This window comes from Jannaschia halovivens (assembly GCF_046452375.1).
Taxonomy (GTDB): Bacteria; Pseudomonadota; Alphaproteobacteria; order Rhodobacterales; family Rhodobacteraceae; genus Jannaschia; species Jannaschia halovivens.
Window position 1 is genome coordinate 2384496 of record NZ_JBKFDJ010000001.1, and the last position, 24627, is coordinate 2409122.

Below are 24627 nucleotides of genomic sequence, written 5' to 3' on the forward strand. Positions count from 1 at the left end.
ATGTTCTTCAAAATATGCCGGGGAGCGCGAGGGGCCGGCCCCTCGCCTGTTCATTCGCCGCGGGGAAAGCGTTTCTCGTCTTCGAGTACGTTGAGATCCATGTGGTTGCGCATGTACCGCTCGGAGGCGACGCGCAGCGGCTGGTAGTCCCACGGATAGTATCCGCCCTCGCGCAGCGCCTCGTAGACGACCCAGCGGCGTGCTTGGCTTTCGCGGACCTCGGCGTCGAACCGGTCGAGATCCCAGCGGGCGTCCGACCCGGCGCGGAACCCGGCCAACGTATCGGCATGGGCCGGGTCACCCGCGAGGTTCGTCAATTCATGCGGATCGGCCTCGAGGTCGAAGAGTTGCTCGGGGTCGAGCCTGCAGCGCGTGTATTTCCAGCGCCCCCGCCGCAGCGCGACGAGCGGTGCATAGGAGCCTTCGGCGGCATATTCCATCGCGACCGGCGTCGTGCGCGTGCCGCCCCGTCCCAGGTGGACCAGCGATTCGCCCGTGGTCCAGGGCGCGACCTCGGACATGTCGACGCCCGCGATCTCGCAGAGCGTCGGGCAGACATCGATGTTCGACACGGGCGTCTCGTCGAGACCGGGCTCGATGCCCGGCGAGGCGAGCATCATGGGCACCCGCGCCGAGCCTTCGAGGAAGCTCATCTTGTACCAGAGCCCCCGCTCGCCCAACATGTCGCCGTGATCGCTGACGAAAAGGATCGTCGCCTCCTGCCGCGTGTCTTCCAGCACCCGGAGGACCTCGCCGATCTTCTCGTCGAGATAGGAAATGTTGGCGAAATAGGCCCGGCGCGACCGAATCACGTCCGCCTCGGTCACGTCGAAATTCCCCCAATCGTTGGCGTCGAGGATGCGGCGGGAATGCGGGTCGTGCTCCTCGTAGGCCATCTCGGGGACCGGCGGCAGCAGGTGCGCGCAATCCTCGTAGAGATCCCAGAACCGCTTCCGCGCCAGATACGGATCGTGCGGGTGGGTGAAGCTGACCGTCAGGCACCAGGGGCGATCGTGCTGCGCGCGCGCCGCGTCATAGAGCCACGCCTTCGCGTGATGCGCGACGTCGTCGTCATATTCCATCTGGTTGGTGATCTCGGCCACGCCCGAGCCGGTGACGGACCCCATGTTGTGATACCACCAGTCGATCCGCTCGCCCGGCTTGCGGTAGTCGGGCGTCCAGCCGAAATCGGCCGGGTAGATGTCGGTCGTCAGCCGTTCCTCGAAGCCGTGGAGCTGGTCGGGGCCGACGAAATGCATCTTGCCCGACAGGCAGGTCTTCCAGCCCGCGCGCCGCAGATGATGCGCGTAGGTCGGGATGTCCGAGGCGAACTCGGCGGCATTGTCGTAGACCCGCGTGCGGCTGGGCAGCAGGCCCGACATGAACGAGGCACGGCCCGGCGCGCAGAGCGGGGACGCGGTGTAGCAGTTTGCGAAGCGCCGCGACCGGGCCGCCAGCGCCTTGAGGTTCGGCGCGTGCAGCCAGTCGGCGGGCCCATCGGGAAAGAGCGTCCCGTTGAGTTGGTCGACCATCAGGATGAGGATGTTCGGCTTCGTCATCGCAGGGCCTTCCGGATGGTGTCGCGGACGAGCGCGATGGCCGCGGCGGGGTCCGTGTCCGACAACGCGTGGCGCACGTAGAGCCCGTCGATCAACGCGCCGACCGTTTCGGCCAGGCGCTCGGGCTGGTGGGTCAGCGGTCGCGCGGCATGGACCAGGTTCGACCGCAGCCGACGCTGGTAGACATGCAGGAGCCGCCGGGTCCCCGCATCATGCTGCGCGTGGACGTAGAACGTCAGCCAGGCGGCGACGATGTCGCGCTCGAAGGTGCGGGGCGCGAGGCAGGCGGCGACGATCGCGTCGAGCCGGTCCTTGGGCGTCTTCGCTTCGGCCAGCTCGACGCGGACGCTGAAGCCGAGATCGCGCAGGATGTGCCGCATCGCGGCCACCAGCATCCGATCCTTCGATCCGAAATAGTGATGCGCCAGCGCGGGGGACATGCCGGCCCGCTTCGCGATCCGGGCGACCGTCACGTCGAGCGAGCCGCGCGCCCCGATCTCGGCGATGGCGGCCTCGGCCAGGGCGGCGCGGCGGACGGGTTCGGGCTGGGTACGCATCGGACATCCATTGATTGACTGGTCAATCAATCATACCGCCGCCACGGTTTGTCAATCGAGGTCGCGCAGCACCGTCGCGAGGTCCGCGAGGTCGTCGCCCAACGCCGCGCCCTTTCGCCAGACGAGGCCGATGGTCCGCGTCGGCTGCGGGTCCGGGAACCGGTCGACGGTGACGGGCGCGGCCGCGGTCTCGACCGCGACGGCCATCTCGGGGATCAGCGTCACGCCCAGGCGCGCGCCGACCATCTGCACGAGCGTCGAGAGCGATGAGCCGTCCATGCCGGTCCTGGGCCGCGTCGGCCGCATGTCGCAGAACGACAGCGCCTGATCGCGAAAGCAGTGGCCTTCCTCCAAGAGAAGGAGGCGCATCAACGGCAGGGCGTCCGGCGTCGGCAGCGGCGTTCCCGCGTCGCCTTCGGGTCGGACGAGCACGAAGGTCTCGTCGAAAAGCGGGGCTTCGGCGAGGGAGGGCTCGGAGACGGGCAGGGCGACGAGTGCCGCATCGAGGCGACCTTCCTGCACATCGGCGATCAGCCGGGGCGTGATCGTCTCACGCAGGTCGAGGTCGAGATCGGGATAGGCCGCATCCAGCGCGGCCACGAGGCGCGGCATAAGATAGGGCGCGATGGTCGGAATGACCCCCAGCCGCAGCCGTCCACCGAGGACGTCGCGCGCCGTTCGGGCGAGGTCCGACAGAGCCTCCACCTCGCGCAGGACGGACCGGACGCGCGGGGCCACCTCGTGGCCGAACGCCGTCGGCACGACGCCGCGCGGCCCCCGTTCGAACAGCGCGGCCCCCAGCGCGGTCTCAAGCGCCTTGATCTGCACCGAGAGCGCAGGCTGCGAAATCGCGGAGGCTTCGGCGGCGCGGCCGAAATGCCCATGGCGTACCAGCGCCTCGAAATAGCGGAACTGGCGAAGTGTGACGTTGTCCATAATCTCGGCTTATAGAACAGATATGAAAATGCAACTTAGGGTCATGGCGTCCCCGTGCTATCCGGCCGCATCCGCGTGGCCCGCCGGGCCCGTGCAACCGGGAGAGATATCATGATGGACGGATCGGATAGCGGCGCGGGCAAGTGCCCCGTCATCCACGGCGCCACGCTGCACGTCACCAACAAGGGACGTTCGAACCGCGAGTGGTGGCCGAACCAGCTGAACCTCAAGATCCTGCACCAGAATCAGCCGGTCACCGACCCGCTGGGCGAGGCGTTCGACTATGCGACCGCGTTCAAGGGGCTGGACCTCAAGGCGCTAAAGGCAGATCTCGCCGACCTGATGACCGACAGTCAGTCGTGGTGGCCCGCGGATTACGGGCATTACGGGCCGTTCTTCGTGCGCATGGCGTGGCACGCGGCGGGCACCTACCGCACGGCGGATGGGCGCGGCGGTGCGTCGACCGGGAACCAGCGCTTCGCGCCGCTGAACTCCTGGCCGGATAATGGCAATCTCGACAAGGCGCGGCGCCTGCTCTGGCCGATCAAGAAGAAATATGGCGACGCGATCAGCTGGGCCGATCTCTTCGTGCTGACGGGCAACGTCGCGATGGAGACGATGGGCTTCGAGACCTTCGGCTTCGGCGGGGGCCGGGCCGATATCTTCGAGCCCGAGGAAGATATCTACTGGGGCGCCGAGGACACCTGGCTCGAAGTCTCCGGCGGCCCGAACACCCGCTACGACACGGGCGAGGACGGCAAGGGCCGGTTCCTCGAGAACCCGCTGGCCGCCGTGCAGATGGGCCTGATCTACGTGAACCCGGAAGGCCCCGACGGTCACCCCGATCCGCAGGCCAGCGCCCATGACATCCGCGATACCTTCGCGCGCATGGCGATGAACGATGCCGAGACGGTGGCGCTGGTCGCGGGCGGGCACACGTTCGGCAAGGCCCATGGCGCGGGCGACGCCGCCAATGTGGGTGCCGAGCCCGAGGGCGGGGCCATCGAGGACATGGGCTTCGGCTGGAAGAACGCGTTCGAGCAGGGCCATTCCGGTGCGACCATCACCTCGGGCATCGAGGGCGCGTGGAAGCCGAACCCGACGACCTGGGACATGGGTTATCTCGAGACGCTGCTCGGCAACGAATGGGAGCTGACCAAGTCCCCCGCCGGTGCGAACCAGTGGAAGCCCGTGGGCGACGCGATGGCTGGAACGGTCGTGGACGCGCATGACCCGTCGAAGCGGCACCAGCCGATGATGACGACCGCCGACATGGCGATGAAGGTCGATCCCGCATACCGCGTGATCGCCGAGGACTACCTCGCGAACCCGGCCAAGTTCGCGGACGCCTATGCGCGTGCATGGTTCAAGCTGACCCATCGCGACATGGGGCCGAAGGTGCTTTATCTCGGCGACGAGGTGCCCGCCGAGGACCTGATCTGGCAGGATCCGGTGCCTGCCGGGACGACCCTGTCGGACGCGGACGTGGCGGACCTGAAGTCGAAGCTGCTGGACTCGATCCCCGCGCGCGACCTGATCCAGACGGCCTGGGCGTCGGCCTCGACCTTCCGGGGCTCGGACCGTCGTGGCGGTGCCAACGGTGCGCGCATCCGGCTCGCGCCTCAGAAGGACTGGGAGGTCAACAGCCCCGCGACCCTGGCCGGCGTGCTCGACACGTTGGAGGGCATTCGCGCCGATCACGGCTCGGTCTCGATGGCCGACCTGATTGTGCTCGGCGGTGCCGCGGCGATCGAGGCGGCCGCGAAGGCCGGCGGTCACGAGGTGACCGTGCCGGTCAGCACGGGCCGCGGCGACGCCACGGCCGAGCAGACCGATGCCGAGAGCTTCGAGCCGTTGGAGCCGCGCGCCGACGGGTTCCGGAACTTCCAGGCGGCGGACTTCACCGCCTCGCCCGAGGAACTCATGGTCGACCGCGCCCAGCTTCTCGGCCTCAGCGCGCCCGAGATGACGGTGCTGATCGGCGGTATGCGGGCACTGGGCCAGAACGCCGATGGCAGCACACATGGCGTGCTGACGGACCGGCCCGGCGTTCTGTCCAACGACGTATTCGTAAACCTCTTGGACATGGCCATCGAGTGGAAGCCGGTCGAGGACGGGGGCCGCATCTACGAAGGCCGCGACCGCGTATCGGGAACGGCCAGGTGGACCGGGACGCGCTGCGACCTCGTCTTCGGGTCCAACTCGCAGCTTCGCGCGATCGCCGAGGTCTATGCCCAGGACGATTCGGGTGCGCGGTTCATGCGCGACTTCGTGGCGGCGTGGACGAAGGTCATGGAAGCGGACCGCTTCGACATCTGATGCGCGTCGGCGGGCGGCCCGGACCGGGCCGCCCGATCGCGCCTCAGGCGGCGGGCTTGCGGATCGGACCCGCCGGGGTGGTGGTCACGGGCGTGGGTCCCGGCGGCGCATAGCCCTCGACATACTCGGACAGAAGCGCCCGCAAGACATCCGCGCGCCCGTCGTGGATCGCGGCCGCGAGGGCGTCGAGCATGCCGCAGACCGCCCCCTCGGTCAGACCCGCCTCTTCGGCGCGAAGGATCTTGGGATGCGGTGTGGCGCGCAGGCTGGCATCGTCGATCAACAGCTCCTCGTAGAGCTTTTCGCCCGGCCGAAGCCCCGTGATCCGGACTTCGATATCGCCCTGACCCGTTTCAGGATCGATCGGCTTGCGACCCGACAGCGCAATCATCCGCAGCGCGATGTCGACGATCTTCTGCGGCTCGCCCATGTCGAGAACGAAGAGGTCGCGCCCCTGGGCAAAGGCGGAGGCGAGCAGGACCAGCCGGGCCGCCTCGGAGATGGTCATGAAGAAGCGGGTGACGTCGGGATGGGTGACCGTCACGGGTCCGCCCGCCCGGATCTGTTCCTCGAAGAGCGGAAGCACCGATCCCGACGAGCCGAGCACGTTGCCGAAGCGGACCATCGCGAATTTCGTGCCCGGATGGCGCGGCTGGAGGTCCTGCACCACCAGTTCGGCCAGCCGCTTCGTCGCGCCCATCACATTCGTGGGGCGCACCGCCTTGTCGGTCGAGACGAGGATGAACCGCTCGACGCCCGCATGCGCGGCGGCCTCGGCGGCGATGCGGGTGCCGATGACGTTGTTTGCGCCACCGACGAGCGCATTCTCCTCGACGAGCGGGACATGCTTGTAGGCGGCGGCGTGCAGCATGATCTGCACCCCCTCGCGCGCGAGTACGCGGGCCAGTGTCTCGGCATCGGTGACCGAGCCGAGGCGTGGGACGATGCGGACGCCGTGGCGCGCGGCCAGCGAGAGCAGATCGCGATGCGCATCGTAAAGCGCGTGTTCGGAATGATCGAAGAGGATGATCGTGGCCGGCCCGCAGGTCACGAGCTGGCGGCAAAGTTCGGACCCGATGGAGCCGCCGGCCCCGGTGACCATCACCACCTTGCCGGAATAGGCGGCGGCGATTTCCGGCGTATCGAGATTGACTTGGTCGCGCCCCAGGAGCGCGCCGGGTTCGACCGCGCGCAGCGTGTCGTCGTCGGTTCCGGCCATGATCTCGACATATGACGGCAGGACCTGCGTCCGGATCGGCAGCGGCTCCAGCCGTTCGAGTATCTCGCGCCGCACCTCGTCGGGTACGGACGGCATGGCGAGAAGCACGCGCCGGAGGTCGTGGCTCTCGACCAGCGAGGGCAGTCGCTTGGCGGGATAGACCGGAAGCCCCGCGATCAGGAGGCCGGAGAGGCCGGGATCATCATCTACGAAGAGAATCGGTCGTGCTTCCTGGCTCTGACGAAGCGCCGCGGCCAGCTGGATCCCGGCCCGTCCCGCACCGTAGATCGCGACAGGTTCGGCGACCGTAGGGGTCCAGAACGTCTCGAGAAGGATGATCGCCGCGAGGCGACCCAGGATCGTAAAGCAGAAGAACAGCGCGCCGGTGATCGCTGGTACCGAGCGGGGGGATCCAGCCTGCAGCATGAAGCTCAGCGCGGCCATACCGACGGCGATCGCCCCCGCCGCGAGGGCGATCTTGATGATGGCGTGCGATTCCAGCGCGTTGAGCTTGATCCACGGCAGGCGCAACACGGTGACAATCACGAGGCCGAGCGCCGTCGCCAACATGATATAGGGCGCACCGCCCTCAAGCGGGGGCGTCGCCGTCCCGTAGCGGAGCGCATGCGCCAGATAGAGGCTGACCGGCACCAGCAACCCGTCCATGACGAGCAGGATCATCCGCTTCGTGCGACGGGACAGGTCTTGTGGGGTGAAACCGGACATCCATCTCCCTGCGGTCCGATTCCCTGCGGACTCAAGCGGAGCCGACAATACCAGATATGTCGAATGATGTAGAGATCGCCTCTAACGCCTGGCGCAGGGGGCGATTCCCGGTCTCGATCAGTCGGAGTAGTAGCCCCGGCCGTAGCGTCCATATTCGCCGTAGCCCATCTTCTCCATCCCCGCGAGGTCGATCTGGGTCAGCACGAGACCCGAGACCTTGACGCGCGCGGTCTCCAGCAGGCGCAGACCCTCGCGCACGGCGGAGCGGGGGGTGTCGTTCCACTTCACCGAATAGAGGACGGCATCGACCTTCTGGGCGATGACGCGGCTATCGGGCACGGCGAGCACGGGGGCCGTGTCGATGACGACGACGTCGTAGCGCGCCCGCATGTCGGCGAGGAACTGCGCGAAGCGGTCCGACTGGAAGGTATCGACCGGGTTCACGTTGCTCTTCTCGCCGATCAGGACGTCGACGCGCCCGAGCTGCGGGCTGTGCTGGATGACCTCGCCCAGTTCGGCCTCGCCGGACAGGACCGAGATCAGCCCGAACCCTTCGGTGAAGCCGAGCTTTTGCGCGAAGACCCGGCGGCGGACGTCGCATTCGATCAGCAGGACGGTCTTGCCAAGGCTGGCGAAGTTCTGTGCCAGGGCGAGCGACTGGGTCGTCTTGCCTTCGCCGGGCAGGGAGGAGGTCGACATGATCACCTTCGGCGGCGTGTCGAGATTGGACAGCATCACGCTCGTGCGCAGATTGCGGAACGCCTCGGCCAGCCGCGAGGTCGGCTTCTCGGCGAGATAGTCGAGCATCGCCTTGCGCGACTTGATCTTCACGCGCGGCAGCTGGCCCATCACGGTGACGCCGGTCTGCGCCTCGAGCTGCTCGGCCGAGCGGAAGCCGGTCTGTCGCTGCTCCCGGAAGATCAGCGCGCCTGCGCCGGCCATCATCCCGAGGATCGCCGACAGCGCGAGGATCAGCGGCTTGCGCGGGCTGGTGGGATTGATCGGAACCACGGCGGAGCTGAGGATGCGCGCATCGGCCTGCTGGATGCCCTGCTGGACGGCGGTTTCGCGCAGGCGGTTCTGGAAGTAGTCGAACAGGAGCTGCGCTTGCTCGACCGCGCGCTCCAGCCCTTGGCGTTCCAGAAGGGCCTCGGACTGCCCGGCGAGCTGTGCTTCGAGCTCGACCAGCGAGGCGCGCAGCGCCCGGGCCTGCGCCACGTTGCGCCGGTCACCGCTCCGTGCCGCCTCGACCAGCTGGGTGCTGCGGGCCCGCAGGGCGTCGGCGCTGGGCGCGTCAAGCGACATGATCCGGGCCAGCGCGCGGTCGCCGGTCAGCTCGAGGATGCGGGCGAAGTCCTCGGCGTCGAGCGCAGCCTGCAGCGTGTCCGCCGCGCCTTCATCCGCGTCCGCCGCGCCGTCCATCCCGGCGATGCGCGTGCGCAGATCGGCGATCTGGCGATTGAGGGCGGCGACCTCCTCGGGAGTGACGAGTTCGGAGACGGCGGTGAAGGCGGTCAGCTCGTCCTGCACGGTCTCGAGCTCGGCGCCCTGTTCGGCGACCTTCTCGCTCAGCCAGGCGGTGGCGCGCGCTGTCGCCTCGAACTTCACTTCGATCTGTTCGAGAATGTAGAGATCGGCCAAGGCGTTGGCGATCTCGGTCGCGGTCGCGGCACTTTCGGAGCGGACGGAGATGCGGAAGACGAGGGAGTTGCGGACATTGGTGATCGACAGCGCGTCGAGGACGGCATTGATCGTCCGGTCGCGGATCTGCTCCTCGGTCGGTGCCTCCATCGTGTCGGGTGCCAGCCACGGGGCGACCGATGCGACGATCGACCCGATAGACACGCCTTCCGGACGCAGCGTCGCGTTGAACTCGGGATCGGTCGTCAGGTCGAGCCGGTCCACGAGCTTTCCGATCAGGCCACGCGATTGCAGCACCTCGATCTCGGTGTTGATGATCGACTGGTCGCCCGACAGGCCCGATACGACGCTTTCGAAATCGACGACGGACTGCTCGCGGCTTTCGAGCGCGACGGTCGCGGCGGCGGTGTAGATCGGCACCGCGAGACGGAATGCGTAGAGGCCGCCGACTGCGATGGCCACCAGGGTGGCCAGGATAACCCACCATTTCCCCAGCCAGATCGTCAGGAGCAGTCTTCCGAGATCGATATCGTCGTCATGCGCGGACTCGACGGTCGAACTGATCGCGAGACTGTCATTCATGCCGGTACGACCATCGTAATTCGGTGTCTTACGCCTATGTCATAGGAACCGGCGGGCGGCAACGCGGCGCGCGGTCGTGACCCTGCCGCCGCGCGAAACAGAGCCATGGATCCCATGCTGAAGACATTGAGCAAACGCTTAGGGCGCAGTGCCACGGGTTCGGTCTTCGACGCCGCGCTGCGGCCCGATACCCGGACCTATGTCGTCGGGGATATCCATGGCCGGTTGGATCTTCTGCACGGCGCGCTTGCGTTTCTGGACGGCGACATCGCCGAGAACGGCCCCGATTGCGAGATCGTGTTTCTCGGGGATTACGTCGACCGGGGCGAAACCTCAGCGGGTGTCCTGGCGCTTTTGCAGGGGATCGAGGCGGCCTGTCCCGTCCCCGCGACTGTGCTGATGGGCAATCACGAGCGGATGATGCTGGATTTCATGGATCAGCCGGTCGTGGCCGGACGTCGCTGGCTGGTAAATGGCGGGCTCCAGACGGCGGCGAGCTTCGGCGTCGCGGGGCTGACCGACCGCGCTGGCCCGAAGGCCCTTGTCGCCGCGCGCGCCGCCATCGCCGAGGCCATGCCCGACGGGATGCTGCGCTGGCTGGAGCGCCTGCCCCTGATGCACCGGAGCGGCAACCTCGTCTGCGTCCATGCGGGGGCCGACCCGGACGTGCCGATCGACGCGCAGGACAAGGAAACGCTGCTCTGGGGGCATCGCGCCTTTACGACAACGCCCCGGCGCGACGGTCTCTGGATCGCCCATGGCCACCATATCGTCGAGACGCCGACCGTCACCGCCGGTCGGATCGCGGTCGATACGGGGGCATATCATTCGGGGCGTCTGACCATCGGCATCCTCGACACCGACCGAATCGACTTTCACATCATCGGGGCCTGACGGCCGGCCGGCTGCGGGTCAGTCGTTGACCGCATTCCCGACCGCGATGACCTGCGGCAGAAGCTGGCTGATGGCGCGGTTCCACCGGGTGATGGGCTGCTCGGCCAGGAATACGACGTCGCCGGGCCGCATCTGCATCCTCGTGGCGACCGTCAGGTTGGCGGCGTTGCGCGCGTCGAGATGCCAAGCGGTGACGGCCCCCAGATCGGCCGGATCGCTGGCCGCCCGGAGCACGTAGATCTGGCCCGGATTGGCCGTCTGCGTCGTGAAGCCGCCATTGTCGTAAAGCGCGTCGGCCAGCGTCGCCTGCCGCCCGAAGGGCAGCAGGAACCGGCTGGGATTGTTCACCTCCCCCGTCAGGTAGACATAGTCGCGGTCGACGGCATCGAGCGCGATGCGGTCGCGGAAGTTGCCCCGTGCCTCCTCGAGATTGCCGCGGCGGATGCCGATCTGGGCCTGCAGCTCGTTGAGAGCCTGATTGCGCTGACCTGCCCGGAAATTGGCGAGCTGGATCTGTTCTACGAAATAGGCCTGCGCCCGGTCGAGATCGAACTCGTCGCCGACGAACACGCTGTCTCCCGCCAGAAGCGTCGTCTTCTGCAGCGCCGGGCGCTGGAGGTAGTCCGCGACGGGAATCTGGTAGAGCTGACCATCGCGATAGATCCGGACCAGCGCGAAATCGAGATCGCCGGTGGCGATACCGCCCGCCCCGGCCAGCGCCTCGTCCAGCGTCAGTTCGGTCAGGGTGACCGGCACGACGGTCGGCTGGGCCACGGCGCCGCCCACGGAGACGCGCTTGGAGTTGAACTCGGCGACTTCGAGACTGAAGGTCGGGTCGATATTGTTGGCGACAAGCGCCTGGAAAAGTGCGTCCTCGGCGGCCGAGAGCGTCAGGCCGGCGACGTCGACGCGGCCGATATCGGGGATCGCGATCGCACCGTCATCCTGCACGGTATAGCCTTGCCGCCGATTGGACGCGGCCAGAAGACCCGACAGCTCCTCGACGGTGGACCCGGTCTGACGGGTGGCGAGCAGAAGGACGTCACCGACCCCGATCTCGTAGGGGCCGCGGCTGACCTGCGGCGGCGCGATCAGCGACAGCTGGCCGGGCCGAACGGGCCGCGAGAGCGAGGCGGGCGGAACCGGGCCGCCGCCGGCGCCGAGGCTGCCGCCGCCGGCGGTCAGGCCGAACACGGCGGGCACGGCACGGGGGATGTAAGGCGCGCGGTTGGCGATCAGGGCAGATTCCGCGGTCAGCGGCAGGACGCGCACACCGTCTGCGTCTCGGGGCACGGAGGGCGACTTGTAGACGACGCCACACCCCACGAGCGCGACGGTCAGAATCCCGGCAGCAAGCGTTCTGATCATTGCCGTATCCCCATCGTCCCGATTCTCGAATGCAACCGCTTGGTCCCAGACGAGGCCCATTGAAGCAAGGCCGGGCGGGTCGATCCGCGCGCGAAATCGGTCGCCTGTGGTTTCCGCATCAGGAGTTCGGGGGGATTCATGCAAAAAGGGCCCGCATCGGGATGCGGGCCCTGAAAATGTCATCCGTCGCGGGGTCTACCCGCGGAGCCGGAGAATCAGGGGGTGCTGCTGGTCGCGTCGCTGCCGCCGCTGGACGCCGCAATACCCGCGACGATCAGGATCGTGACACCCGCCGCGATCAGTCCGGCGCCGCCGGTTCCGAGTTCGAGGCTTGCGACACCTTGGGTCGACTGGGTGGTGTCGACCGGCTTGATCTCCTGCGCGAAAGCACCGGTGGCGGCGACGGTCAGGGCGGCGGTAAGTGCGAGAATGCGCGTCATGATGCTCTCCGTTAAGGCTGAAGTTGCGGTAATCCTACCCCGTTTTGCCTGTCGGTCCAAGGCGAAACGGCACGCTGCACGGTCCGGCCGGGTCAGTTCACCCGTTCGATGCGGATATGGCCCTGGACCGGACCCGACCATTGCCGCGACGCGACGATGTTGCCGCCCCGGATCACGTAGTCGTTCTCGAAGGCGAGGCCGATGGCGTTGCAGGTCTCGGTGATCCGGCCGCCTACGGGCTGAATCCCGCAGGTGAAGCCCCGACGGACGATGGCCCCGGTGCCGTCCAGCCAGCTCATGGTTCGGGTGATGCGGGTCGTGCGGCCGGCGCGGATGGCGGCCGATGCCTCGGCCACGTCGGCGGCCATCAGGTCGAACCCGATGCCGCGTGTCCCGACCAGCATGCCGTCCCTGAAGGCCAGCGTGCTGTCATCCTCGGTCAGGTAGGTTTCGGTGGCGCCGTTGACGGTGATCCGCTGCGGCAGGGACACGCCGCCGGTGCCCTCGACCTGGACGAGAAGCGTCGGCGCGGGGAGTGCGGCGCGCACCTCCGGCGTCAATGCGGCGCGCACCTGCGCGACGGTCGGCGGGGGGGTGGCGTCTTCGCCGCCGCCGAGGCCTGCGCGGATCCGGTCCGTGACGATGCGGGTGACGCCGTCGCCCTCGGCCTGACGGTTGCCGATGTTGCAGGCGGTCAGAACGGTCATCAGCAGGACGGCGCGGATCATGTGTCCCATCATCGCCAGAACCGCCCCCAGCTGCGGCGCAGGGCCGGATCGTGATCCTCGCGCACCTGCTCGTAGAGCCGGTTGTCGACCCGCAGGCGCGCGCCGCCATCCCGCAGGATGGGCTGGATCGTGCCGCGGGCCTTCCGGGTCGAGGCGTTGCCGGTGAAATGCGACAGCGGGATCGAGACGCGGATGCCCTTGTCGAAGGAACCTTCGCCGAAATCGGTGAACGACACGTCGGTCAGCGTGGCATAGGCGCCGACACGCCAGCCGTTGCCGAAGGTGCGGTCGATCGACAGGGTCGCACCGGTATCGCCCGCCAGGTAGCGGCCTGCGTCGAGTTGGACATCGAACCCGTTCGGGGCGCGCCAATAGGCCGAGGCGTGACCCGTCACGACATCGTAATCCTGCAGGTCGAACAGGTCGTCGAAGGCGCGCTGTCTTGCGTAATTCAGCTCGACCCCGAGGGCGAGGCTGCTGGACGGCGGCTTCCACAAAAGCTCGGTCGAGACCCCCGCATAGGCGCGTTCGAGATAGCCCGCCGTGACGCGGCCATAGAGGTTCTCACCGGGCCGGAACTGGTAGTTGCCATAGAGCCGGGTCAGCGACAGGTCCTCGCGGGCGTAGAGGTTCGATTCCGACCGGACCCGCTGGATCACCGAGTTGGACGGGCGGGTCGCGTCGTCGCGATTGCCGATTAGTCGCTGGCGCAACGTCCCGGCGAGGCTGAGGCCGGGGGCGATGTCGTAGCGGGCGTCGAGCTCCGCCCCAAAATCCAGCCGCACCGGCGAGTCGGGGTCGAAATAGGACGCCTCGACATACGGCCCCAGCGCCCAGGTGAAGCGGGGATAGAGCTCGGGTGACCGGACGGCGCCATCCCAAGCGTCCTCGGCACTGTCGAGTTCGGCGCGGACGTAGCTGCGCCAGCTCGCGTCCGGGTCGTTCTCCAGAAGCTCGATATCGGTGCGCGCGAGGGTCACGCCGACGGTGGGCGTGCCTTGCGAGGTCGGGACGATCTCGAACGTCTCGACCGAGGCGGGCAGCGTCCGGGTCATCACCCGCGCGGTGCGCCCGACCGCCTGCGCCGTCGAGTTCCAGCGGGTGTTGCGGATCAGGATCGTCGCCGAATTGCCGTCGAGCCGAAGCCCCTCGAGGACCATCCCGTCATTGGCCAGCGCGGTCTCGAGATTGCCGCGCAGGATCTCGGTCACGTCCGCCTGCGCGGTCCAGCCGAGATCGGCGGCGGCCCCCGGTGCGCGAACCAGAACGGCCTGCGGCGCGGGATCGAGCCCGCCATTCACGGCCGGGCGCTTGGCATTCAGCGCGAAGGTGACGCCGATGGCCGCCGTGTCGCCATGCAGAAGCGCTCCTTGCAGCCGAATGCCGGGCCGCAGGTTCCAGTCGACTCCGAAATTGATCGGCGTCCGCCGTTCGAAATTACCCGCCGCGGTCTCGGCGAAGGACGCATCGGAGGAATACTCGATCTTAAAGAGCAGATCGTCGCTATGGGCGTAGGACAGGCCGCCGAAGAGCGCGGCATCGCCGCGGAAGTACCGACTGGCGTCGAAATTGCCCCCTTGGCCGAAATTGTTGGGCGGGCGGGTGTCGAAGCGTCCGTCGAACACGCCCAGCGGATTGTCGAAGGCGCCGACCCCCGCAAGGCGACCCCAGCCGATCCCCACCGTGCCGGTCAGGCGATCCGTCAGGGACTTGGTCGCGACGACGTATTCGCTGGAATAGAGACCGGTGCCCACAAGGTCATTGATGCCGATGGCGATGGCGGGGGTGATCCGGCCCTCGTCCAGCACGCGGTAGCGCAGGTCGAAGGACCGGTCGTAGGTCGTCGTCCCGCCGAGACCGAGCCCGTCGATGCTGGCATAGCGGAACGTGCCCGAGAGACGCGGCGTGATCTGGAAGGTCAGGGACGTCCGGGCCGTGCCGGCGCCGTAGGACAGCGTCGCGGCTAGCTCGGCATCGGGCGCGCTCCGGGCGGTCGGCATCTCGATCAGGCCGGGCGCGCCGCCCAGCGTGTAGCTGACGGGCAGGAGCGCGGGCTCGATGCCCTGACCGCCGACGGGACCGGCCACGGCGACCGTACCGAGCAGGATCGCGGCCAACCTCGTTCTGCTCCGTGCCATGTCGTTCACCCACCTCTGCCAGCGACATGCCTACAGACGGCGCCCGGCCGCCTCAATGGCACGGCGGGCGTGGGTCCGATTTTCGAGGGATGTGCAGCATTCACGCCATGAGCCGGGCGACATGGACTCCGATCGCCATCGACGACGTCAGACCGGGCGATTCCATACCGAAGAGATGCACCAGTCCTGGCCGTCCGTGATCGGCGGGGCCGCGGATCATGAAATCGGCCAGCGGCGCGCCGGGCGGTGTGATGCGGGGCCGGATGCCGCAGGTATCGGGAACCAGCGCAGCCTCGGGGAGGCCGGGCCAGAACCGGCGAATCGCGGTGGCGAAGGGGGCGGGGTCGACATCGTTGCGGTAGTCGATGGCCGCGCCGTCGAGGAAGTGGACCGACGGGCCGAACCGAACCTGCCCGCCGATGTCGCGCAGGCTGTGTACCCCGAGCGAGGCCGCGTCGGGCGCGGGGTAGATCAGACGCTCGAAGGGCGAGGCCGCGCCGCCGAGCGAGAAGTAGCAGGCCTTGACGTGATTGCGGGTCGGAATGGCGATGCCGGGATCGTCCATCGCCGCGGCCACGTCCCACGACCCGAGCCCGGCGGCGTTCACGAGGTTGGCGCAGGTCAGGCAGGTGTCGTCCGCGTCGCCGATCTCCAGCCGCCATCCCCTAGGGTCCGAAGTCGCGCGCCGCAGGGGCGCATGGGTCGCGAAGGACGCGCCCGCGGCCTCGGCCTCGCCCTGCAGCGCGCGCATGAAGCCCGGCGCGTCGACGACCCCGGTGGACGGCGAGACCAGCGCGCCCAGGCAGCGCAGCTCGGGCTCGAGCGCGGTGGCCCCGGCGCCGGAGATCAGGTGAAGGTCGTCCACGCCGTTCGCATGGCCGCGGTCGTGGAGCACCTGCAGCTCGGCCAACTGCGCCTCGGTCGTGGCCACGATCAGCTTGCCGCAGTTCACGTGGTCGACATGCCGGGTGGCGCAGAAGTCGTACATCATGCGCCGCCCCTCGACGCAGAGCCGCGCCTTTAGCGATCCGGGCGCGTAGTAGATGCCGGCGTGAATGACCTGGCTGTTGCGGGCGCTGGTGTGGTGATGGCCCGACTCCTCGGCTTCGAGGACCAGCACCTCGTGGCCGGCCTGCGCCAGCGCGCGCGCGATGGCGGTGCCGATGACGCCCGCGCCGACGACGACGGTCTGGATATGGTCTGTCACGGCGCGGCGGGGGCGGGCAGGCCGTGCATCGCGACGTTGATGCAGGCGACCTTGCCCGACCTGGCCGCGCGCTCCAGCGCCGCGTCGAGATCGCCGGCCTCCGTGACGTGTTCGCCGTGCCCGCCCAGAGCCGCGACCGCCTCGTCGTAGCGCGCGCCGCTCAGATCGCAGCCGATGCCCCGGTCGAGGCCGAAATCGCGCATCTGGATGACGTGCTCCGCATTCCAGCGGCGGTCGTTGCCGATCACGACGGTGAAGGCCGCGCCGGCCCGCGCCGCCGTCTCGAACTCGGCGAAATGGAAGCCCACCGTGCCGTCGCCGACCATGACGATCACCTGCGCGTCCGGTTGGGCGAGGGCCGTAGCCAGCCCGTAGCAGGGTCCGCCCCCGATCGCGCCCGAGATGCCGTTGACGATCCGCCGGGGGGCGGACGTATAGGCCTGCGCCCATTGCCCGAATTCGCCGCCGTCGCAGATGACGATTGTGTCTGGATGCGCGTCGATCCGGCGCTGCACGGCGGCGCAGATCAGGTCGGGCGTCAGACCGTCGGCCCCAGGCGCATCGGCGCGGGCGGCGATGCTGGCGTCGAGCGTCGCTTGCCAGTCGGCAGGAGCGCGCGCGGTCGCGGCGGCGACGAGCGAGGACACGGCGTCCCGTGGATCGGCCACATGGGTCGTCAAGCGGCCCCCGAGGTTCAGGTGGGCGCGGGCACGCTCGGCCTCGTCGGGTGTGACGACATGGATGCGGGCGTCCGCGGCGAAGGCGGCCCCGGCCCCCAGCGTGAAATCGATGCGCTTGCCGAGGCAGAGGATCGTGTCGGCCTCGCCCAGCATCCCGCCGAAGCCGCCCAGCGCGGGGTCGCGCAGCCCGCGGGGGCTTTCCATGCAGAGGACGCTGGCGCCGAACGCGTCGGTAAGCTGCCGGGCCAGTCCTGGCGCACGCGTTTCCGACAGGACCGGGCCGGTCAGGATGACAGGGCGCGCGGCGGCGGCCATGTCGGCGGCGATGGCCCCGATCGCTTCCGGAGACAGCGCCATCATGTCGCGCGCGGTCGTCGGGACAGGCGCGTCGGTCTCGGCTGAGAGGACGTCGAAGGGCAATGCGAGATGGACAGGCCCGGGCCGCCCGGAGGCCGCGACGCGCATGGCGCGGGCAGTCGCGGTGCCGAGGTCGTCCGCACGCACCGGTCGGACCGAGAGCTTGGTCAGCGACGCGGTCAGCGCGGTCTGGTCCATCTCCTGAAACGCGCCGCGCCCGTCCTGCGCGACAGGCGAATCGCCCGACAGCAGAAGCACCGGCGTGTCGGATTCCCGCGCGCAGAGCAGCGGGCCAATGGCGTTCCCGAGGCCCGCGCCCGCCGTAACCAGCGCCACGCCGACCTCGCCGGTGACCTGGGCATGGGCCTCGGCCATGAAGACGGCCGCACCCTCGTGGCGGGTATGGACGATCTCGATCCCCGCGCCGAGGCAGGCGTCGTAGACCGGCATGATCTGGTTGCCCGACAGCGAGAAGATGCGCCGCACCCCGGCGGTCTTCAGCGTCTCGACCAGAAGGTCCGCACCCCTCATGCGGGGGTGCCCTTCCGGCGCGTGGCCCGGAACCCGGCGCGCGCGATGGCAACCACGGTGATCGCGGTCAGCGCCCAGAACACCCAGGTGATCGGCCCCCGGAAGAGGATCGTCGGGTTCGAGCCGGACATCAGCATCGCCTGGCGGAAGTTGTCCTCGAGCAGCGGCCCGAGGATGAAGGCGATGAGGAAGGGGGCCGCGGGGATCTGGAAGCGGAGGAAGAAGAACCCGACCCAGCCCATCGCGAACATCACGCCCACGTCGAAGAGATTGTTGTTCACCGCGAACACCCCGTAGATGCAGAGCACCATCACCGCCGGGAAAAGCACGCCGCGCGGGATATCGGCCACGTAGCGGAAGGCGCGGATCGCGACCGAGCCCACCGCGAGAAGGAAGATCGAGCTGACGATCAGGCCGATGAAGAGCCCGTAGATGATGTCGACGTTGAGGATGAACATCATCGGGCCGGGTTGCAGGCCATGGACCATGAACGCGCCCATGATGATCGCCGTTATGACGTCGCCCGGCACGCCCAGTGCCAAAAGGGGGATCAGGGTGGCGCCCGCGACGCCGTTGTTGCCTGCCTCGGCGGCGGCGACGCCCTCGAGTTCGCCCTTGCCGAAATTCGCCTTGTTGGGGGACTTCCGCCGCGCCTCCGAGTAGCTGAGGAAGGCGGAGGGGGCCGCGCCGATGCCGGGGATGGACCCGAGGAAGACGCCGATGAAGCTGCCCCGGACGATGGATTTCAGGCTGGCGCCGTATTCGCGCAACGTGACCCAGTTCTGGCCCAGCGCGCGCGTCTGCCCGTCATGGGCGCGGGGATTCCAGACCATGGACAGGATCTCGGGGATGGCGAAGAGTCCGATCAGGACGGCAATGAAGTTCAGCCCGCCCATCAGGTTCGGATCGCCGAAGGTGAACCGGTTGGTGCCGTAGACGAGATCGAGCCCGATCGTCGCCAGAAGGAGCCCCAGCAGCGCCGAGAGCGCGCCGCGCAGGAGGCTGTCGCCGGAGACCCCCGCGATGATCGTCAGCGAGAAGAGGATCAGCGTGAAGAATTCCGGCGGCCCGAAGGAGAGCGCGAAGGACGCCAGCCACCCCGCGAAGAGGATCAGCGCGAGGTTCGAAATGAGGTCCGCCGTGCAGGACGCATAAAGCGCCATCCCCAGCGCCTTGCCGGCCTTGCCCTGCTCGGCCAGCGGGTAGCCGTCGAGCACGGTGGCCGATGACGCGGGCGTGCCGGGCGTCTTGATGAGGATGGCGGGGATCGAGCCGCCGAAGATGCCGCCCTTGTAGACGCCCAGAAGCAGCAGGATGCCGGTGATCGGCTGCATCGCGAAGGTGAAGGGCAGGGTCAGGGCAACGGCCATCGTCGCGGACATGCCGGGGATTGCGCCGCCGATGACGCCGATCACGACCCCGAGGCCGAGCGCCAGGAACGCCTCGACATTGCCGACGAGAGAGAGCCCGGCGAGGAGGCTGTCGACGAAGCTCATGGCAGTCTCACGAAGAGGCCCTGCGGGATGGCGACGCCCGCGACCTTGGCGAAGAAGAGATAGAGGACGAGCGGTACGACCACCGCCGAGGCGAGCGCCCAGACGGGGTGTTTCGTGCGGACGAGGAGGGCGAGGGCCACGAAGGTCAGCATCGCCGTCCAGACGAGGCCGAGCCGGGGCAGGGCGAGGAACGTCAGGACCATGACGACCGCCGCGCCCGCAAGGCGAAGCATCGCCGCGCCGCGATCATCCACGTCCGGGGCCGGCGCCGGCTCGGACGGTTGGCGCCAGGCGGTGGCGATCAGCGACAGGCCGATCAGCGCCGTCAGGATCGCCAGGGCGTTCGGCCAGAAGAGCGGCGACAGCACGATGTTGCGGACATTGGAGGGCGAGGAGACCCAGCCGGGGATCGCGTAGAACAGGAGAAGCGCCGCCACCGCGACGGCCCCGACGCCCAGCTGCATGTGCAATCGTCGATCGTGCAAACCGGCTCTCCCCTGGCGTCGGTGCGGCGCGGCACGGATTGACCGCGCCGCGCCTCGCGTCGGATCAGCCTGTCAGCCTTCGATACGCATGCCAAGCTCGTCGACCAGTGCGCGGAAGGTCTCGTATTGCTGCTGGATGAAGGCGTTCGCCGCCTCGGGGTCCATCACCTCGATGATCGAGCCTGCGGATTCCATTACCTCGCGGAAGCCTTCGTCCGCGGTGGCGGCGGTCATCCATTCGCCCCAGCTGGCCGCAACGTCGTCGGGCAGGCCCGCGGGCCCCGCGATGCCGGTCCAGCCAACGAGCTGTTCCAGCTCGGGATGGCCCAGATCGGCGGCCGAGGGTGCGTCGAAGCCGGGCACGGGCTCGGCCGTGGTCACCAGAAGCGGGCGCATCTGGCCGTTGGCGACGAAGCCCGCGATCGACGAGGAGTTGGTGCAGAGGAAGTCAGCCGTGCCGTTCAGCACCGCGGTCGCCGCGGCCCCACCGCCCTGTTGCGGGATGTGCGTCGCGGTGTTGGCCGCGTCCTCCAGCCCGAAGGCGTCGAGCACCATGGTCGCGCCCAGATGCAGGCCCGAGCCCACGCCCGAGGACGAGAAGGCGATGCCGTCGCCCTGTGCCTTGGCGATCAGGTCGTCCATCGACTGGATCTCGGAGCCGGTGGCCACCGCGCAGGCGAAGGGATTGATCTCGTAGACCGTGACGAAGCGGAAATCGTCGAGCGTGTAGGGCAGCGTCGCCTTCATCGCCGGGTTGACCGAATGGCTGCCGACGCGCGCGAAGAGCATCGTGTAGCCGTCGGGCTGCGCGTTCTGGACGGCGACCGAGCCGGTGGCCCCGCCCGCGCCGGTGATGTTCGACATGACCAGCGCCTGGCCCACGGCCTCGCCCAAGGGGGCCGCGATGGCGCGCGCCGAGATGTCGGTGGCGCCGCCAGCGCCGTAGGGGATCACCATGTTGATGGCCCGCTCGGGGTACTCGGCCCAGGCGGCGGTCGCTGTCAGGCCGGTCAGTGCAACGGCCACAAGGCCGGTGTGGAAACGTGTCATGCAATCCTCCCATGCGAAGCGGTGGTCCGCGCCGTCCTCCCTGACGACCCGTCCCCGGTTCTTGACAAAGGATAGGGTTAAGGGAAAATCGGTAGAAAGCACCAATAATTTACAGGATACGAAAGCAGCGCTTACGTATCCTGTCGGTCGAACCATGGGGGCGGACCATGTCGATCCGAATGCTCCGAACCCTCATCGCGGTCGACGATCACGGCACCTTCTCGGCGGCGGCGGGCGCGGTCTTCGTCACCCATGCCGCCGTCAGCCAGCAGATGAAGGCGCTCGAGGCCGAGTGGGACGTCAAGCTTTTCGACCGCTCCCGGCGCACGCCGGTCTTCACGCCGGTCGGGCGCGCCATGGTCGCACGTGCCCGGCAGGTCGTGGCCGATTACGACGACCTCGTGCCCTCGGTGCTGGGCGATGGCGGGCTGTCGGGCGAGTTGACGCTTGGCGTGGTGCCGACGACGCTCACGGGACTGGCGCCGCTGGCGGTCTCGGCGCTCCGCCAAGCCTATCCCGATCTGCAGGTGCGATTGCAGGGCGGGCTGACCTATGCCCTTCTTCGGATGGTCGAGCGCGGGCAACTCGATGCCGCCGTCGTCTCGCGGCCCGCTCTGGTTCCGCAAGGGCATGACTGGCACGCGGTCGCCGCGGAGGAGTTGCAGCTTCTGGCGGCGGAAGGCACCGAGGGCGACGATCCCGTCGAACTCCTGCGCAGCCATCCGTTCATCCGGTTCAGTCGCGATGCCGTGGTCGGCGCGATGATCGAGGCCTGGCTTCAGGAGAAGGGCATCGTCGTGCGCGAGGCGATGGAGCTGGAGGGGCTCGACGCCATTTCGTCCATGGTCCTGTGCAACATGGGCGTTGCCATCGCGCCCCGCCGTGCCGTCCAGCCGCAGCAGCCTCTGCCGCTCCGGCGCATCCCGCTGGGCCCCGACGCGCCGGTCCGGCATCTGGGCCTCGTCTGCCGCGCCGACAGCACCAAGACGCGTGCCATCGAAGCGCTGGTCGCGCGGCTCCGCGGCGCAGTCGCGCTGGGGGTTCTCCGGCCCGAAGGGATCAGCGATGTCGTTTGAATTCGTGATCTTCCTTCTGGCGGGCGCGGCGCTGGGTGGTTTCATCAACGGCCTCGCGGGGTTCGGGACGGCCCTCTTCGCGCTGGGCTTCTGGCTTCAGATCATGCCACCCGTGCAGGCCGTCGCGATCGTCGTCGTCATGTCGGTGGTCAGCGGGCTTCAGGGCGTCTGGCTCGTACGTCGCGCGATGATGTCCCAGCGGCGCCGCCTCGCGCGGTTCCTGCTGCCCGCGCTGCCCGGCATCCCGCTGGGTGTCGCGGCGCTGTCTGTCCTGTCGGCGGATGTGCTGAAGGCCGTGATCGCGGGGTTCATGCTGCTCTATGGCGGGTTCTTCGGGTTTCGGGCGGCCTTGCCGAAATTCGAGCGGCCGACCCCGGTCGGGGACATGGCTGTGGGCTTCCTCGGCGGGGTGCTGGGTGGCGCAGCTTCGCTCTCGGGGGCGCTCCCGACGATGTGGTGCGCCCTGCGACCCTGGCCCAAGGCTGAGGTCCGCGCGGTCCTGCAGCCGTTCAACGTGACCGTGCTGGGACTGACGGCGCTGACCCTCGCCATCCAGGGCACCTACGACCGCGAGACACTCATCTTCATCGCCGTCGCCCTGCCAGTGACGATGATCTCGGCGCAGATCGGGATCGCGGTGTTCAAGCGGCTGAACGATGACGGCTTCCGCCGCCTCGTCATCGCGATGATGCTGGTCTCGGGGGTGATGCTGCTGGCGCGGGTCGCGCTCTGACGCCCGCGCCGAACAGGAATCAGGAGGGCGTGACCTGTGCGGCCTCGGCCTGCGCGCGGCGCGTGATCTCGTTGCGGTAGAGCGCGACGAAATCGATGTTCTCGAGGTTGAGCGGCGGAAAGCCCCCGTCGCGGGAGACGTCCGAGACGATGCGGCGCAGGAACGGGAAGAGCATCCGCGGGCATTCGATCAGAAGGTAGGGATGCAGCTGCTGGTCCGGCACGTTCTGGATCGCGAAGAGGCCGGCGTAGTCCAGCTCCATCGCGAAGATCGTGGCCTCGCCGCCCTTGGCCTTGGCGGTGATGTTCAGCTTCACCGCGACCTCGAACTGGCCATCGGTCGAGCGCTTCTTGGCGTCGAGCCCGACCTGCACGTTGATGTCGGGCTGGCCCTCCATCGTGATGCCCTTCTGGACGGCCACGTTCTCGAACGACATGTCGCGGATGAACTGCCCGAGCACCTGCATCTGGGGCGGGGCCTGCGCGGCATCGGTTGGCGCGGCCTCGAGGGCGGCTTGGGCATCGGGGTTCTGTTCGTCGGCCATCGGGCGAAATCCTCGGGTCTGGTGTCTGGAAAAGATCGCCGACGGACGTATCAGAGGGGCCCGAGGCTCACAACAGGGCGCGGGCGGGCGCGGGCCTCAGCGGCGTTCGGTCCAGCCCGACGGCCCGTCGCGGCGCGGCATCTCGACATACTCGCCCTCGACCACGTCGTCGCGGGGATCGAGCGGGCGCGGGTCGCCCTGCGGATCGGCCGAATGCGGCGGCTGGCCCATCGTGAAGGACTGCACCCGGATACGCTTGCGAACATAGCCCATGATCGCGTCCCGCACCCCCGGCACCAGGAGCGCGAAGCCCAAGGCGTCGGTGAAGAAGCCCGGCGTCAGCAGGAGGAGTCCCGAGGCGAGGATCATCGCACCATGGGCCAGCGGCCGCGTCGGGTCCGACAGGTTCGAGAGCGAGCCCTGGATGCGCGCCAGTTCGGCGAGGCCCTGGCGGCGCACGAGATACGTGCCCAGCGCCGCCGTCGCGATCACGATTGCGAGGGTCGGCCAGAGGCCGAGCCAGCCGCCCACCTGGATGAACAGCGCGATCTCCAGGATGGGAACGGCGACGAACAGGGCGAAGAGCCACATCGGCGGGAACTCCGGTCTTCGGGGCGGAGTGCTTTCCTTGACCCCATCGCGGCCTTACATATGTGCGGAGCGGGCGATACCAACCCGCCGCGCCCGGAGAGAAGGATGGACGACGCTGTGATTCAACTGCTGGTACTGGCCGCGATCGCCCTGTTCCTGGTCATCCGCCTGAAGAACGTTCTGGGCACGCGCACGGGCTTCGAGAAGCCGCCCGCCGTCGACGGCCCTTCGCCGTCGCGCGACGTCCGCCGCGACTTCGAGGTGATCGAGGGCGGGCCCGATACCGACATCACCGACCATGCCGCCGATGGGTCCGAGACGGCCAAGGCGCTGGCCGCGATGAAGCTGGCCGAGCCGGGCTTCAACGTCACCGAGTTCGTCGGCGGCGCGCGGCAGGCCTACGAGATGATCCTGATGGCCTTCGAGAAGGGCGACCTGGCGCCGGTGCAGTCGTTCCTGTCCGAAGACGTCTACGAGGCATTCCTGTCGGTCGTGTCGGACCGGGAGGACAAAGGCCTGACGATCGAGGCGAATTTCGTCGGCGTCCGCGAGACCGCGCTGACCGAGGCGGAGTTCGACCGCGCCACCGAGGAGGGCCAGATCACGCTGCGCTTCGTGGCCGAGCTGACCAGCGTGGTGCGCGATGCCGAGGGCACCGTGATCGAGGGCAATCCCAACGAGATCAAGAAGCAGCGCGACGTCTGGACCTTCGCCCGCACCATGGGCACCGGCGATCCGAACTGGAAGCTCGTCGCGACGGGCGGCTGAGC

At 68.4% G+C, this 24627-nt stretch carries 21 protein-coding genes; 5 read left to right on the forward strand and 16 right to left on the reverse strand.

Translation table 11 applies throughout. The annotated features are described in order from the left end of the window. Positions 1-50 precede the first annotated feature (50 nt). The 3 genes from betC to ACK8OR_RS12110 are packed head-to-tail and all read right to left on the reverse strand — an operon-like array spanning position 51 to position 3052. Complete coding sequence (gene betC / locus ACK8OR_RS12100; protein ID WP_410189638.1) at positions 51-1559, reverse strand: choline-sulfatase; 1509 nt, start codon at positions 1557-1559, stop codon at positions 51-53. Next, the gene (betI, locus tag ACK8OR_RS12105; RefSeq protein WP_410189639.1) at positions 1556-2116 is read right to left on the reverse strand and encodes a choline-binding transcriptional repressor BetI; all 561 of its coding nucleotides are present in this window, start codon (positions 2114-2116) and stop codon (positions 1556-1558) included. Before betI ends, betC begins: the two co-directional genes overlap by 4 nt. Before the next feature lie 51 nt (positions 2117-2167). Continuing rightward, positions 2168-3052: a hydrogen peroxide-inducible genes activator gene (locus tag ACK8OR_RS12110; RefSeq protein WP_410189640.1), complete on the reverse strand. Its 885-nt coding sequence runs from the start codon at positions 3050-3052 to the stop codon at positions 2168-2170. Between the two features lie 114 nt (positions 3053-3166). On the opposite strand from ACK8OR_RS12110, the gene katG reads away from it, so the two are divergent. Continuing rightward, entirely contained in the window at positions 3167-5371 is a 2205-nt protein-coding gene (gene katG / locus ACK8OR_RS12115; protein ID WP_410189900.1) for a catalase/peroxidase HPI, read from the forward strand. A gap of 43 nt (positions 5372-5414) precedes the next feature. On the opposite strand, the gene ACK8OR_RS12120 is transcribed toward katG, so the two are convergent. Both ACK8OR_RS12120 and ACK8OR_RS12125 read right to left on the reverse strand, forming a co-directional pair. Then, positions 5415-7316, reverse strand: a complete 1902-nt coding sequence (locus ACK8OR_RS12120; protein ID WP_410189641.1) for a polysaccharide biosynthesis protein — start codon at positions 7314-7316, stop codon at positions 5415-5417. Positions 7317-7433: 117 nt separating this feature from the next. Then, positions 7434-9539 (reverse strand): polysaccharide biosynthesis tyrosine autokinase, encoded by a 2106-nt coding sequence (locus ACK8OR_RS12125; RefSeq protein WP_410189642.1) that lies wholly within the window; start codon positions 9537-9539, stop codon positions 7434-7436. 114 nt (positions 9540-9653) lie between these two features. Here ACK8OR_RS12125 and ACK8OR_RS12130 point away from each other — a divergent pair, with 114 nt between their 5' ends. Continuing rightward, a complete protein-coding gene (locus tag ACK8OR_RS12130; protein WP_410189643.1) occupies positions 9654-10433 on the forward strand; it encodes a metallophosphoesterase in 780 nt (259 codons plus the stop codon). An 18-nt stretch (positions 10434-10451) separates the two neighbouring features. Here ACK8OR_RS12130 and ACK8OR_RS12135 read toward each other — a convergent pair whose 3' ends face one another. From ACK8OR_RS12135 to ACK8OR_RS12175, 9 genes are all read right to left on the reverse strand, one after another. Then, positions 10452-11801 carry a polysaccharide biosynthesis/export family protein gene (locus tag ACK8OR_RS12135; protein WP_410189644.1) on the reverse strand — a complete coding sequence of 450 codons (1350 nt, stop codon included), beginning with the start codon at positions 11799-11801 and terminating at the stop codon, positions 10452-10454. Between the two features lie 215 nt (positions 11802-12016). Then, positions 12017-12241 (reverse strand): hypothetical protein, encoded by a 225-nt coding sequence (locus tag ACK8OR_RS12140; RefSeq protein ID WP_410189645.1) that lies wholly within the window; start codon positions 12239-12241, stop codon positions 12017-12019. 92 nt (positions 12242-12333) lie between these two features. Next, the gene (locus ACK8OR_RS12145; protein WP_410189646.1) at positions 12334-12969 is read right to left on the reverse strand and encodes a YjbF family lipoprotein; all 636 of its coding nucleotides are present in this window, start codon (positions 12967-12969) and stop codon (positions 12334-12336) included. An 8-nt stretch (positions 12970-12977) separates the two neighbouring features. Further along, positions 12978-15107 carry a YjbH domain-containing protein gene (locus ACK8OR_RS12150; RefSeq protein ID WP_410189647.1) on the reverse strand — a complete coding sequence of 710 codons (2130 nt, stop codon included), beginning with the start codon at positions 15105-15107 and terminating at the stop codon, positions 12978-12980. A 100-nt stretch (positions 15108-15207) separates the two neighbouring features. Continuing rightward, positions 15208-16314 (reverse strand): NAD(P)/FAD-dependent oxidoreductase, encoded by a 1107-nt coding sequence (locus tag ACK8OR_RS12155; RefSeq protein ID WP_410189648.1) that lies wholly within the window; start codon positions 16312-16314, stop codon positions 15208-15210. Then, entirely contained in the window at positions 16311-17882 is a 1572-nt protein-coding gene (locus tag ACK8OR_RS12160) for a thiamine pyrophosphate-binding protein (protein ID WP_410189649.1), read from the reverse strand. The genes ACK8OR_RS12155 and ACK8OR_RS12160 overlap by 4 nt, the downstream gene beginning before the upstream one ends. Next, positions 17879-19378: a tripartite tricarboxylate transporter permease gene (locus ACK8OR_RS12165; RefSeq protein ID WP_410189650.1), complete on the reverse strand. Its 1500-nt coding sequence runs from the start codon at positions 19376-19378 to the stop codon at positions 17879-17881. The genes ACK8OR_RS12160 and ACK8OR_RS12165 overlap by 4 nt, the downstream gene beginning before the upstream one ends. Further along, positions 19375-19842, reverse strand: a complete 468-nt coding sequence (locus ACK8OR_RS12170) for a tripartite tricarboxylate transporter TctB family protein (RefSeq protein WP_410189651.1) — start codon at positions 19840-19842, stop codon at positions 19375-19377. The genes ACK8OR_RS12165 and ACK8OR_RS12170 overlap by 4 nt, the downstream gene beginning before the upstream one ends. Positions 19843-19935: 93 nt before the next feature. Next, the gene (locus ACK8OR_RS12175) at positions 19936-20913 is read right to left on the reverse strand and encodes a Bug family tripartite tricarboxylate transporter substrate binding protein (RefSeq protein WP_410189652.1); all 978 of its coding nucleotides are present in this window, start codon (positions 20911-20913) and stop codon (positions 19936-19938) included. Between the two features lie 179 nt (positions 20914-21092). Here ACK8OR_RS12175 and ACK8OR_RS12180 point away from each other — a divergent pair, with 179 nt between their 5' ends. Together ACK8OR_RS12180 and ACK8OR_RS12185 are read left to right on the forward strand one after the other, a co-directional pair. After that, on the forward strand, positions 21093-21989 hold the full coding sequence (locus tag ACK8OR_RS12180; RefSeq protein ID WP_410189653.1) for a LysR substrate-binding domain-containing protein: 897 nt from the start codon (positions 21093-21095) through the stop codon (positions 21987-21989). Next, positions 21979-22722 (forward strand): sulfite exporter TauE/SafE family protein, encoded by a 744-nt coding sequence (locus ACK8OR_RS12185; RefSeq protein ID WP_410189654.1) that lies wholly within the window; start codon positions 21979-21981, stop codon positions 22720-22722. The genes ACK8OR_RS12180 and ACK8OR_RS12185 overlap by 11 nt, the downstream gene beginning before the upstream one ends. Before the next feature lie 19 nt (positions 22723-22741). Here the strand turns inward: ACK8OR_RS12185 and secB are convergent, their stop codons facing one another. Next, the gene (gene secB, locus ACK8OR_RS12190; protein ID WP_410189655.1) at positions 22742-23266 is read right to left on the reverse strand and encodes a protein-export chaperone SecB; all 525 of its coding nucleotides are present in this window, start codon (positions 23264-23266) and stop codon (positions 22742-22744) included. Positions 23267-23362: 96 nt separating this feature from the next. Next, the gene (locus ACK8OR_RS12195; RefSeq protein WP_410189656.1) at positions 23363-23857 is read right to left on the reverse strand and encodes an FxsA family protein; all 495 of its coding nucleotides are present in this window, start codon (positions 23855-23857) and stop codon (positions 23363-23365) included. A gap of 105 nt (positions 23858-23962) precedes the next feature. On the opposite strand from ACK8OR_RS12195, the gene ACK8OR_RS12200 reads away from it, so the two are divergent. Further along, positions 23963-24625, forward strand: a complete 663-nt coding sequence (locus ACK8OR_RS12200) for a Tim44/TimA family putative adaptor protein (protein WP_410189657.1) — start codon at positions 23963-23965, stop codon at positions 24623-24625. The last annotated feature ends 2 nt before the right edge of the window (positions 24626-24627 follow it).